The organism is Flavobacterium plantiphilum (assembly GCF_046000495.1).
In the GTDB taxonomy this organism is placed as follows: domain Bacteria; phylum Bacteroidota; class Bacteroidia; order Flavobacteriales; family Flavobacteriaceae; genus Flavobacterium; species Flavobacterium plantiphilum.
In genome coordinates this window covers 409,350-422,665 of record NZ_JBELQA010000002.1, presented here as the reverse complement: position 1 = coordinate 422,665, position 13,316 = coordinate 409,350, and the positions used below count along the sequence as shown (strand labels likewise).

Annotated in this window: 11 protein-coding genes; 8 read left to right on the top strand and 3 right to left on the bottom strand. The window is 34.7% G+C overall.

Going from position 1 to position 13,316, the window contains the following annotated elements:
- The first annotated feature begins 119 nt into the window (after positions 1 to 119).
- Positions 120 to 1,136: a DUF4837 family protein gene (locus ABS764_RS04625; protein ID WP_408080449.1), complete on the top strand. Its 1,017-nt coding sequence runs from the start codon at positions 120 to 122 to the stop codon at positions 1,134 to 1,136.
- A gap of 3 nt (positions 1,137 to 1,139) precedes the next feature.
- On the opposite strand, the gene ABS764_RS04620 is transcribed toward ABS764_RS04625, so the two are convergent.
- The 3 genes from ABS764_RS04620 to rnpA all read right to left on the bottom strand — a co-directional run bounded on the left by ABS764_RS04620 (position 1,140) and on the right by rnpA (position 4,071).
- A complete protein-coding gene (locus ABS764_RS04620) occupies positions 1,140 to 1,946 on the bottom strand; it encodes an OmpA family protein (protein ID WP_408080447.1) in 807 nt (268 codons plus the stop codon).
- Positions 1,946 to 3,583, bottom strand: coding sequence for a S41 family peptidase (locus tag ABS764_RS04615; RefSeq protein ID WP_408080445.1), 1,638 nt, complete (start codon positions 3,581 to 3,583; stop codon positions 1,946 to 1,948). Before ABS764_RS04615 ends, ABS764_RS04620 begins: the two co-directional genes overlap by 1 nt.
- Positions 3,584 to 3,660: 77 nt before the next feature.
- Complete coding sequence (gene rnpA, locus ABS764_RS04610; RefSeq protein WP_408080443.1) at positions 3,661 to 4,071, bottom strand: ribonuclease P protein component; 411 nt, start codon at positions 4,069 to 4,071, stop codon at positions 3,661 to 3,663.
- Between the two features lie 126 nt (positions 4,072 to 4,197).
- Between rnpA and ABS764_RS04605 the strand changes: the two genes are divergently transcribed.
- From ABS764_RS04605 to ABS764_RS04575, 7 genes are all read left to right on the top strand, one after another.
- Positions 4,198 to 4,941, top strand: coding sequence for a lysophospholipid acyltransferase family protein (locus ABS764_RS04605; protein ID WP_408080441.1), 744 nt, complete (start codon positions 4,198 to 4,200; stop codon positions 4,939 to 4,941).
- A 3-nt stretch (positions 4,942 to 4,944) separates the two neighbouring features.
- Positions 4,945 to 5,931 carry an acyl-ACP desaturase gene (locus ABS764_RS04600; RefSeq protein WP_408080439.1) on the top strand — a complete coding sequence of 329 codons (987 nt, stop codon included), beginning with the start codon at positions 4,945 to 4,947 and terminating at the stop codon, positions 5,929 to 5,931.
- A gap of 134 nt (positions 5,932 to 6,065) precedes the next feature.
- Positions 6,066 to 6,719 carry an HD domain-containing protein gene (locus tag ABS764_RS04595; protein ID WP_408080437.1) on the top strand — a complete coding sequence of 218 codons (654 nt, stop codon included), beginning with the start codon at positions 6,066 to 6,068 and terminating at the stop codon, positions 6,717 to 6,719.
- 158 nt (positions 6,720 to 6,877) lie between these two features.
- On the top strand, positions 6,878 to 7,303 hold the full coding sequence (locus ABS764_RS04590; RefSeq protein ID WP_408080435.1) for a hypothetical protein: 426 nt from the start codon (positions 6,878 to 6,880) through the stop codon (positions 7,301 to 7,303).
- Positions 7,304 to 7,442: 139 nt separating this feature from the next.
- Complete coding sequence (locus ABS764_RS04585) at positions 7,443 to 8,525, top strand: efflux RND transporter periplasmic adaptor subunit (protein ID WP_408080433.1); 1,083 nt, start codon at positions 7,443 to 7,445, stop codon at positions 8,523 to 8,525.
- Positions 8,526 to 8,548: 23 nt separating this feature from the next.
- The gene (locus ABS764_RS04580; protein WP_408080431.1) at positions 8,549 to 11,797 is read left to right on the top strand and encodes an efflux RND transporter permease subunit; all 3,249 of its coding nucleotides are present in this window, start codon (positions 8,549 to 8,551) and stop codon (positions 11,795 to 11,797) included.
- Positions 11,790 to 13,241, top strand: coding sequence for a TolC family protein (locus ABS764_RS04575; protein WP_408080429.1), 1,452 nt, complete (start codon positions 11,790 to 11,792; stop codon positions 13,239 to 13,241). Before ABS764_RS04580 ends, ABS764_RS04575 begins: the two co-directional genes overlap by 8 nt.
- Positions 13,242 to 13,316: the final 75 nt, after the last annotated feature.

The window sequence follows — 13,316 nt, the reverse complement described above, 5'->3', positions numbered from 1 at the left end:
AGACTATAAAATTATATGGTTTTATTTCTATTTTGAAAAAATGGAACGATATTAGCGGAGTAAAGTATAGTATTAAAAACGATCCAATTATAAATCTGAATTCCATTATAGTAAACAAAATGAATAAAATCCATTGTATAGTGTTTTTTGTTTCCGTTTTTTTCATTTCCTGCAATCAGCAAAATGAAAGTACTAAAGAAACTAATGGAAAAATCAACAGCATTTCTGTGATTATAGACGATTTGTTGTGGAATGCTGAAATTGGCGACAGCATCAGAAATAAATTTGCATCTCCCGTTATTGGTTTACCTCAGGAAGAACCTCTTTTTACCATCAATCAGTATCCTGTAAAATTAATGGAAGGATTTATGACGGACAGCCGCAATATTATTGTTATTAAAAAAGATGCTAAAGAATATTTTAAAGCAGAAAAAAACAAAATTGCCACACCTCAGAACATATTTTATATCTCAGGGAAAGTAGCAGATGATATCCTGTGTCTGATTCAAAAAAACACCCCTGAAATCATTAAAATCATCCACCAGACAGAGATTGAAGAGTGTCAGCGTATCAACCGAAAATCATTATTAAGCCCAAAATTTTTCAAAGACAGTTTCAATATTCACTTTGAAATGCCATCCAGCTATCAATTGATGCTGAAAAAAAAGAATTTCATGTGGTTTAAAAAAGAAATTATCAGTGGCAACACCAGCATTTTACTTTATCAGGTTCCTATAAGCAGTATTGAAACCAAAAGAGATAAGGTTTCCCAAATTATCACAATGCGGGATTCTATTGGAAAATTGTACATTCATGGCAGAGAACAAAACACGAATATGATTACAGAAGAAGCTTATGCTCCTTATTTTTCAAATATTGTACTCAACCATACTAAAGCTTATGAAACTAAAGGAACCTGGGAATTAAAAAACGATTTCATGTCAGGCCCCTTTATTAATTATGCCATTGTAGATAAAGAGAATAATCGCATACTGGTTTTAGAAGGTTTTTGTTACTCTCCTTCAAAAGAAAAAAGAGATTTGATGCTGGAACTAGAAGCTATAATAAAATCTGTAGAAATCAATAAAAAACCGGTTTCTGAAGCATCCAAAATCATGGCTATGTTTTCTAAGTAAAAACTAAATCTTCGTAATATAAAACTCGACCCTACGGTCAAATTCATCTCCTTTTCCTAAAGGAAACTGATTTCCCAAACCTTTGTAAACCATCCTTAAACTGCTCACATTTTTAGAAATCAAATATTTAAAAACACTTTTGGCACGGTTCAAGGAGAGTTTTCTTTCCTTTGTTGCCCTGTCTATTGCATCTTTATAATAATCAGGAGTACAACACACATGACCCCGAATTTCAAATTCTATACTCTTTCTTTCCTGCAGAATCACAGCTATTCTGTCAAGTTCTTTTCTGGAAGCTAATGTAAGGGTACTGCTCCCTAGCTCAAAAAAGATATTTTCCAGATAAATACGGTCTCCTATTTCATGCCTGTCCTGAAAAGAAGTATAGATTCCTTTTCCAAAACTGTTTTTCTTAACAATTAACAAATCAACTCTTCTGTTTTTAGAACGAATATCCGCTAAACTTCCGCCTGAAAAATCATCAATAAGGATACGGCCTTTACCTTCAACAATAACAATTTTGTTCTTATTAAAACCATTGGCAACCAAAACACTTTTTACAGCATTGACTCTGTTTTCAGATAATTTCAAATTATAATCATTATTGCCCCGATCATCACAATACCCATAAATCTGAATCGATTCTACCTCAGTGGTATCTAAATCATGAACAAAGGCTACTACATTCTGTTCCTGAACGGCGTCAACAGCATACTTATCAAATTCAAAATAAACAGTTCCTATTTTTTTCTCCTGAGCACATATTGTACTCCAAGTAAAAAAAGAAAATATCAGAATTGATTTTAACATCAGCTTTTTAAAATTGTTTTATAAGTCACGGGATTGTCTAAAATAGTAACTGCTTTTTTAATTACAGAATTCGATTTCATGTAATACTGATAAAAACCCTCCTGATATTGATAGCGCTTGATGATTTCTTCCAGAATCAAATTCTTAATTTCTTCCTGATTATTGTCCAGCTGATTTGCTTCAATTTTTTGTACTGCAGCTAATAATTGATTGTACTCATTTATAATTGCACCATCAATAGCTTCTTTTTTGGCTATTGCCAAAGTATTTTTTAATGCTTCTTCAGTTTCCGTATCAAATGAAATTTTCTGATTTTTTAAAAACTGTTTGAAATCCTGAAAATCAGTATTGGTGAAATTTGGAATTTGATTTCCTAAATTTGGATTTTTATAATAATAAGCAGTAGCATAATTAAAAATCCCATCGTTTTTAAGCAAAGCATTCGCAATCACGCTGGTTTTTGATTCATCCATGGGCACATCAGGTAAAATCCCGCCACCATCATAAACCGTTCTTCCTTTTCTGGTTTTGAACAAATTATAATTAGTCGCCTGTGTACGGGTTGCCAGTCCGTTTTTGTCTTTATGAGCATAATCTAATGCCTGAATACATCTTCCTGAAGGAGTGAAATATCTGGAGATCGTAACTTTTAATTGAGTATTATAGGTTAAATCAACCGGTTTTTGAACCAATCCTTTTCCAAAACTTCTGCCTCCTATAATCACAGCACGATCTAAATCCTGCAAGGCTCCTGAAACAATTTCGGACGCCGAAGCACTTTTATCATTTACAATAATCACTAACGGAATTTCTAAATCTACCGGATCAGCAGCTGTTTTATAAATATTGTTATGCTTTTCATTAATAGATTTTGTGGTTACAATGATTTCGTTTTTTGGAACAAATAAGTTACAAATATTGATAGCTTCGCCTAAAAGCCCGCCGGGATTGTTTCTTAAATCTAAAACGATTTGTGTAGCACCTTGTTTTTTAAGTTCCAATAAAGCTTCTTTTGTTTCATTAGAAGCTTTTTTATTAAAACGGCTCAACACAATATAACCCGTTTTATCATCAATTTTGGAGTAAAAAGGAACCGATTTAATTTCGACCTCATCGAGTAAAATCTGGGTTGTGTTTGTTTTTCCCTGTCGAATGTATTTTATATCAATTTTAGTGTTCTTTGCTCCTTTTAACAATTGGGAAGCATCATCCTTAAAATCGGCAATAGCCACATCACCTATCTGGATAATTTCATCACCGGGCTTAAATCCAGCTTTATCAGCCGGAAAATTTTTATAAACTTCCCGCAATATTAATTTCCCTGATCTTTGGGTGATTAAAGCACCTATTCCTGTGTATTCACCCGTATTATTGATCTTAAATTTCAATACATCCTGCTCGTTAAAATATACCGTGTAAGGATCTAAACTCGCCAACATGCCTTTGATAGCACTATCCATCAGTTCACCAGGATTCGTTTCATCCACATAATTGGTATTCAATTCTTTAAAAAGTGTCGTGAAAATTTCTAATTGCTTGGCAATTTCAAAAAAATCATCTTTAAAACTGGAACCAATAAATAAAAAGGCCGAAGCGACTAAGGGAATAATGTATTTTTTCTTAAAAGAGAAGTTCATAGTACTTTAAATTACAGATTACTAAAGTAGCAATAAATCACTAATAATAAAATGAGAGATTTACACGAAAAACTTAATTATTTATTTAGAGTATCTTCAATGTCGGAAGATTCTTTTTTCAAAACCTGAGCTACAAACTTTTCAAACAACTGAATGGTCTTGTTATTAATTTCGTCGTAAGACAAACGCTCTTTGGTTTGGTAAAAAAACATAAAAACATAAGGTTTGTCTAAATTATCCAGAAGAATATGTTTGTTAAGACGATAGGTTTCGCGAAGAATACGCTTGAAACGGTTTCTGTCAACGGCTTTTTTAAAATATTTTTTAGAAACCGAAACGCCCATTTTTATTTTTTCATTCCCGCTTAAAGAACCCGAATGATAAACCAATCGCAACGGATATTTAGAAACTGATTTGCCTTCAGAGAACAACAATCCAATGCTGATTTTACTTTTTAATTTTTCGTTTTTTGGATAGTTAAAACTCATTTTTTTACTGGGAAAATACATTTTTTTAAACGACAAAGGTACAATTTAACACTAAACCTATTAATGTTTAAGAATTAAATACCGCTAAAAAATTATTTCATACTTTTGCAGCTAATTTTTTCAAGAATGCAAAAACTTATTTCGTATCCCATATCCGTAATTTATTATTTGTGTTTTGGACTTACATTAGTCATTTTTCATCCCATTCAGTGGGTTTGTTTAAACGTTTTTGGTTATCAGGCTCATAAAAAAAGTGTGGACTATTTGAACTTTTTTTTATTAAAATGTACTAACTTAGTAGGAACGACGTATAAATTTGAAAACAGGGAACTTATTCCGCAAGGAGTGCCATTGATTTTTGTTGCTAATCATCAGAGTATGTATGATATTGTAGCCATGATTTGGTACTTGCGACGGTTTCATTGTAAATTTGTAAGTAAGAAAGAATTAGGTAAAGGAATTCCCAGTGTTTCTTATAATTTAAGACATGGCGGAGGAGCCTTAATAGATAGAAAAGACCCAAAACAGGCCATTCCGGAAATTAAAAAATTATCGGAGTACATTGAGAAAAACAAACGTTCAGCGGTAATTTTTCCGGAAGGAACCCGAAGCAAAACCGGAAAACCAAAGGAATTTGCACAAACAGGTTTAAAAATATTATGTAAAAGTGCACCTTCCGCTTATATTGTTCCCGTAAGTATTAATAACTCATGGAAAATGGTAAAATATGGTTTTTTCCCTGTAGGTTTAGGAAATCATCTTACCTTTGTAGTTCATAAACCTTTAAAGGTGAGTGAATATAATTTTCCTGAATTGATGGAGAAGACTGAAAGTGCAGTAGTAAAAGGAATAAAATTTAATAAAATATAAAAAATGTCTATAAAAAACATTCGATTAGAAGTTATGCAGTTTTTGGAAAAAAACGTGACTGGCTATATGGATCAGTATCTGATTCCGGTAGAGCAAATATGGCAGCCATCGGATTTTTTACCTAATTCTGAAGGAGATAATTTCTTAGAAGAAGTAAAAGAGTTACGCGAAATCTCTAAAGATTTACCTTATGATTTCTGGGTAGCTATGGTAGGTGATATGATTACCGAAGAAGCACTTCCTACCTATGAGAATTGGCTGATGGAAGTAGAAGGAGTTGATAATGAAGAAAGAAACGGCTGGTCAGCCTGGGTACGCCAATGGACAGGTGAAGAAAATCGTCATGGGGATTTACTGAACAAATACCTGTATTTATCAGGTCGTGTAAACATGCGTGAAATCGAAATGACAACCCAGCACCTTATCAATGACGGATTTGATATTGGTACCGGAAGAGATCCTTATAAAAACTTTGTTTACACAAGTTTTCAGGAGTTAGCTACCTATGTTTCGCACAACAGAGTTTCACAACTAGCAAAAAGCTATGGCGACAAGAAATTGTCTAAAATGTGTAAAATGATTGCCGGAGATGAAATGCGCCATCATCATGCCTACAGTCATTTTGTAAGCGAAATTTTCAAAGTAGATCCAAGCGAGATGATGCTTGCTTTTCAATACATGATGAAGGCAAAAATTGTGATGCCAGCCCATTTCCTTAGAGAATCAGGACAAAAAATAAGTTCTGCATTTGAATTATTTTCTGATTCAGCGCAACGTATTGGGGTGTATACAGCTAATGATTATGTTGAAATTATGCAAAAATTAATCGATAAATGGGAAATTGATAAAATTGCAGGCTTAACAGACGAAGCTGAAAAAGCCCGTGATTACCTGATGAAATTACCTGCCAGAATGGCCCGAATTTCGGAAAGAATAGTAATCCCTAAAGAATCACATATTTTCAAATGGGTAGAACCGGCGAGATTATAGATGATAGATTTCAGATGTTAGAATGCCGATTTTTAGAAATTGAAATTGAATAAAAAATACAATTAGTTAATTTAAAATGTTGATTTTTGAAGTTTAAAAGCTTTGAGAATCAACATTTTTTTTAAACAATAATCATGAACAACACAGATATTATTAGCAAAACAATTGCATTTGTAAAAAAACAATTAGAAAATGCCGAAGGCGGGCATGACTGGTTTCATATTGAAAGAGTCTATAAAAATGCACTTTTAATTGCTAAAGAAGAAGTTTGTAACCTGCAAGTAGTACAATTAAGTGCTTTGCTTCATGATATTGCTGACAGTAAATTTCACGGCGGCGATGAATCTGTTGGTCCTAAAGTGGCCCGAACTTTTTTAGAATCTCAAAATGTTACCGAAGATGTCATTATTCATGTAATAGAAATTATTAGCAATATTTCATTTAAAGGCGGGAATTTTGAAAAAAAATTCAAATCAATTGAATTGGATATCGTTCAGGATGCAGATCGTTTAGATGCGATTGGAGCCATTGGAATTGCCAGAGCCTTCAATTATGGTGGTTTTAAAAACAGGGCACTCTATAATCCTGAAATTGTACCCAATACTAATATGACTATTGAAGAATATAAAAAAAGTCAGGCGCCAACACTCAATCATTTTTATGAAAAATTATTGCTGCTAAAAGATAAAATGAATACCTCAACAGGCAAAAAAATCGCAAAAGAAAGGCATCGCTTTATGGAAAGCTTTCTGGCTCAATTTTATGCAGAATGGGATGGAGAAAAATAAGCTTTACTATTTTTCTCATTCTTTTGAGAAAAACATTGCATTTATCCACTAATAAATTGCATTTAATCGGTTTTTTTATTGCTTTTACCTTTAATTAACAAATATTTATAAACAACTACTTGCCAGTATACATTACAAAATATAGCTTTGCAGCATTCATGAAAAAGGCAATAAGACATATTATCCTTCTATGTATACTGCTGTTATCCGGCAACAGTCCTTTGTTTGCTCAAACACTGACAGCTCCCCTTCTTGCGACTTCTGTAATTAAAAAAATTCCTTTAGATAAACCCACAAGAATAGCATCAGAACATCTGTTTGGAAATCAGTTCAATCTGGCTAATCCGGTAAAAGACCTTTACAGCAAGAAAGAAATTGTTGTAGACAATGAAGAAGAAGATTCTGAAATTATTAGTTATAAAAAACTATTAAACAAATCGGTCTCCTGTTCTTCTTTTTTCAGACAACAAATTGCAGAATCTACTGTATCCTATTTAAAAAAAGCTTCAGATTTTCCTAAAAATCTGTTTTACTTTCCTTTACGTAATCCTCTTTACATTATATTCGAAGTTTTTCGAATATGATAATTTAACTTTTTAAGCACACTACTGTGCGAACACATCCTTTTCTTATGCTAGTAAGTCTGGGAAACTATGCTGTGGCTCATTTTACAGCTTATACAAATCAACATACCTTATTGTTTTAAAAAGTTAAAGAATCATCATGAAAAAAAACGCAATTTTCATTGGTCTAATGGCCGCTTTGTGCACTATTGGCTGTAATTCACATAAAGAAGAAAAGAAAGAAGAAAGGACATTTACAGTAACTAATCCGGTGGCAATGGACACTTCGATTGTTAAAGAATATGTTTGTCAGATACATTCTATTCGTCATATCGAACTTCGTGCTATGGAAAAAGGTTACCTTCAAAAAATAAATATTGATGAGGGACAAAAAGTTAGAAAAGGGCAACTCATGTTCCAAATCATGCCAAACATTTATCAGGCCGAACTGCAAAAAGCAAAAGCAGAAGGAAATGCTGCTTCAATTGAATATAAAAACACCAAACTTCTGGCTGACAGCAAAGTGGTGTCTCCTAATGAATTAGCACTTTCCAAAGCTAAATTTGACAGAGCCAATGCTGAAATCGCTCTTGCTCAGACGCATCTGGGATTTACCACCATTAAAGCTCCTTTTGACGGAGTCATTGATCATTTTCATGTAAGAGAAGGAAGTATGCTCGATGAAGGAGAATTGCTTACTACTCTTTCTGACAACAGTAAAATGTGGGTTTACTTTAACGTTCCTGAAGCAGAATACCTGAATTATATTGTAAGTGCTGATAAAAACAAGAAAGAAAAAGTGAATTTACGCATGGCTAATAACATGCAATTCAATCAATCCGGTATTGTAGAAACCATTGAAGGAGAATTCAATAATGAAACGGGTAATATTGCTTTCAGAGCTGCATTTCCTAATCCGCAAAGTATTTTAAGACACGGAGAAACAGGAACGATACTGATGACTGTTCCTTTAAAAAAGGTACTTATCATTCCGCAAAAAACAACTTTTGAAGTATTAGACAAACGCTATGTTTTTGTAATTGATAAAAATGGTGTAGTCCGACAAAGAGAAATTACTATTGGCGCCACTTTAGAAAATTTGTTTGTAGTGAAGAAAGGACTTAATGTAAATGACCATATTTTACTGGATGGTTTACGATTGGTTAAAAATAATGAAAAAGTCAAATTTAACATTGAAAATCCTAAAAAGGTACTAGCAAACCTTGATGTTTACGCCGAGTAAAAACCCCCTTAAAAAACAACAAAATGTTTAAAAAATTTATTCAAAGACCCGTTTTAGCAATTGTTATTTCGGTTATTATTGTATTTATGGGGTTGCTTGCTATCAAACAATTACCCATTTCACAGTTTCCTGAAATTGCTCCAACTACCGTTAATATTTTTATAGCTTATCCGGGCTCAAGTTCAGATGTATTGGTAAAATCAACTTTAATCCCACTGGAAACAGCCATTAATGGTGTACCCGGAATGCGCTATATTGCTTCCGATGCAACCAGTGCCGGAGAAGGAACCATTCGTGTAATTTTTGAACCAGGAACCGATCCCAACGTCGCGGTAATCAGGGTAAAAACCAGAGTCGATCAGGTAATGCCTTTGTTACCTGATTTAGTACAACGTGAGGGTGTTATTATTACCCCAGTACAACCAAGTATGTTGATGTATGTTGATTTGTATAGTAAAAAAGGACATGATGTGGATGAAAAATTCCTATACAATTATGCTTATACAAACATGCTTCGTGAAATACAACGCATCAACGGAATTGCGAGTGCACAAATTCTGGGCAGCCGTAAATATGCAATGCGTATTTGGTTAAAGCCAGACAGAATGCGTGCTTATAATATCTCTGCAGAAGAAGTAATGGAAGCAATGCAGGAACAAAGCATCTTAGCAAGACCAGGAAGAATAGGACAAAGTTCAGGAGTAAAATCACAATCGCTTGAATATGTATTAACTTACAGAGACCGATTTAGTGAGCCTCAGGAATATAAAGACGTAATAATACGGGCAAATGCGAATGGTGAAGAAATAAAACTAGGTGATATTGCTAATGTAGAATTAGGAAGCGAATTTTATGATATTTACGACAATCTGGATGGTAAACCATCGGCTTCGATTGTATTAAAACAAACACTTGGAACCAATGGTAGCGATGTAATCAGAGACGTAAAAAGCAAATTAAAAGAATTAGAGAAAGACCTTCCTCCCGGAGTGGGTTATAAAATCAGTTATGACGTATCAAGTTTCTTAGATGCTTCTATTGAACAGGTAATAGATACACTGAGGGATGCTTTTGTTTTAGTGTCTATTGTTGTCTTTTTGTTTTTAGGTGACTGGCGCTCCACACTTATTCCGGTAATCGCAGTACCTGTATCCTTAATCGGAGCTTTTTTTGTGATGCAACTATTTGGTTTATCCATCAACCTGATTACTTTATTTGCCTTGGTACTGGCCATTGGTATTGTTGTCGATGATGCGATTGTAGTGGTAGAAGCAGTCCATGTAAAAATGGAGGAAGAACATCTCACACCATTCAAAGCTTCGAAGGCAGTATTAGGTGAAATTGGAGGAGCTATTATTGCAATCACGTTAGTAATGGTTTCTGTATTTATTCCTATCTCCTTTATGACAGGACCGGTAGGAGTATTCTACCGTCAGTTTTCTATCACTATGGCGGGTTCGATTATTATTTCAGCTGTAGTTGCACTGACATTGACTCCTGTTCTTTGTGCGATGTTGCTTAAGCACAATCATGGGCATGCTAAGAAAAAATCTCCTATCGATCGTTTTATCGACTGGTTTAACAAAGGATTTGAAAAATTGACAGGACATTATGTGGGTGTTTTAAAACATATTGTTAACCGAAGAGTCATTACTTTCGGGATTCTAATTGGATTTTGCTTTGCTACCTATTTTACTAATCAGGCACTTCCTGCCGGTTTTATTCCCAGTGAAGATCAGGGAATGATATATGCTATCATTCAGACACCGCCAGGCACAACATTAGAACGCACTAATGATGTTGCAAAAAAACTGCAAGGCATTTGTGAAAAAATTGATGGCGTATCATCTGTATCTTCTTTAGCAGGTTACGAAATTATGACTGAAGGTCGTGGATCGAATGCCGGAACCTGTTTAATCAACCTGAAACCCTGGGAGGAAAGAGAACATTCCGTACATGAAATCATGGAAGAATTAGAAGAAAAATCCAAAGATCTAGGAGCTGTTATCGAATATTTTGAGCCACCGGCAGTACCTGGATTTGGTTCTTCAGGAGGTTTCTCTTTGCGGTTACTGGACAAAACAAACGGAACCGATTATCAGGAATTCCAAAGAGTAAACAACGATTTCCTGGCTGAATTAGAAAAACGAAAAGAGCTAACAGGAGTATTTACTTTTTATTCTGCCAATTATCCGCAGCTTAAATTAAATATTGACAATAAAGCAGCGATGCAAAAAGGCGTATCTATAGGTAAAGCTATGGACAACCTGAATATCCTTATCGGAAGTACTTACGAACAAGGATTTATCAAATTTGGTCAGTTCTTTAAAGTATATACACAAGCTTCTCCTGAATATCGAAAAATCCCTTCTGATTTAGAGAAATTATATGTAAAAAATGAAGCGGGCGAAATGGTTCCTTATTCTGCTTTTATGAAAGTGGAAAAGCACTTAGGCCCTAATGAAATAACACGCTACAACCTGTACAATTCGGCAGCAATTCGTGGATTACCTGCTAAAGGTTACACCAGTGCTGATGCGATTAATGCGATTAAAGAAGTGGCACAATACAAGCTTCCACGCGGTTATGATATTGCCTGGGAAGGATTGTCTTATGATGAGGCCAACAGAGGAAATGATGCTTTGTACGTATTCGGAATTGTATTAATATTCGTTTACCTCGTTTTAGCCGCTCAATACGAAAGTTTTGTATTGCCTTTGGCCGTATTACTATCGTTACCTGTTGGTTTCTTTGGATCTTTTGCATTATTGCAGCTAATGGGATTATCTAATGATGTTTATGCTCAAATTGGTGTCATCATGCTTATTGGACTTCTGGGTAAAAATGCCGTACTGATTGTAGAAGTTGCCGTCCAGAAGCGGGCACAAGGCATGAGTGTTGTAGATGCCGCTATGGAAGGAGCTAAATTACGTTTCAGACCTATTCTGATGACATCCTTTGCCTTTATTGCGGGACTAATTCCATTAGTTATTGCTACTGGTGCCGGAGCTATTGGTAACCGCACTATTGGTGGTTCTGCCATGGGAGGAATGATCATCGGAACGCTCTTTGGCGTATTTATTATTCCGGGATTGTATTACACATTTGCTAAAATGAGTGACGGTCGCAGTCTGATACAAGACGAAACTTTCGAACCCGTATCAGAAGAGCTCATGAGAGCCAGTGAAAACGAAAGCGGTCTCAAATTGAAGCTTAAAGCAATGAACAAACAATTGAAAAAACTAATGAAAAGAGATGAAGAAAATGAATAAACAAATTTTCAAATACATAAATATAAGGTCAGTACTAACACTGACCTTATCCACCCTCGTTTTTCAAAGCTGTGTGCCAACAAAAACTGTTCGTAACGAAAAAAAGGATTTGCCGGAGCAATTTCAAAACACGGTTTCAAATGATACGACCAATTCAGCTCAAATGAAATGGAAGGAGTTCTTTAATGACCCTAATTTAACAGCATTGATTGATACCGCTTTAGTGAACAATCAGGAGTTGAATATTATGCTGCAACAGGTAGATATGGCTAAAAACGAAATACAGGCCAGAAAAGGAGAATACTTACCCTTTTTAGGGATTCAGGCAGCTGCAGAAGTAGAAAAAGTGGGACGTTATACCAGTCAGGGTGCTAATGATGCTAATACGGATATTAAACCCGGAGAAGAGTTTCCGGAACCTTTACAAAATTATAAGGTAGGTGCCTATGCCACCTGGGAACTGGATGTGTGGAAAAAACTCCGCAATTCTAAAAAAGCGGCAGCAATGGAATACCTTTCTACTGTAGAAGGCAAAAATTTCATGGTCACTAATTTAATTGCTGAAATTGCTGATTCGTATTATGAATTACAGGCATTAGACAATAAACTGACCATTCTTTCCCAAAATTTAGAATTGCAAAATCACGGTTTAAAAACCATTCGTTTACAAATGCAGGCAGCTAAAGCAACAGCACTTGGAGTACAAAGACTGGAAGCTGAAGTGTATAAAAACACCAGTGAATTGTACAATGTAAAACAAGATATTGTTGAAACGGAGAATAAATTGAATTTCTTAACAGGGCGTTCACCCCAACATATCAACCGTGATTCTGATACTTTTATTGATCAAAAAATAGATACCATGTACGTAGGTATACCTTCACAGCTCTTAACTAATCGTCCTGATATCAGACAGGCAGAATATGAATTGCAAGCAGCCAAACTGGATACACAGGTTGCTAAAGCAAATTTTTATCCGTCTTTTACGTTAAGAGCTGGTGTAGGTTTAGAATCTTTCAAAACAAAATATATTACAACAACTCCTGAATCTTTATTGTATGGTTTAGCCGGAGATATGGTAGCGCCTTTAATTAACAGAAATGCTATCAAAGCAGCTTATTATAATGCTAACGACAAGCAATTACAAGCCGTTTTTGATTATGAAAAAACCATTTTGAATGCACATATCGAAGTACTAAATGGTTTATCTAAAATTGAAAATTTAAAGAAAAGCTACGAACAAAAAGAGCATCAGGTGGAAGCTTTGACTAATTCTATCGAAATCACCAATAAACTTTTCAGTGCGGCCAGAGCTGATTATATGGAAGTTTTATTAACGCAAAGAGATGCTTTAGAATCCAAATTACAATTGGTTGAAACCAAAAAAGAGCAATTAACCGCCAAGGTTAATATGTACAAATCATTAGGTGGTGGGTGGAACTAATTCCTTTAGGTTAAAGTTTAATAGTCTTTAACCATCCATGATAAGCAGCAAAGCCTCTCATTTTCTGAGTGGCTT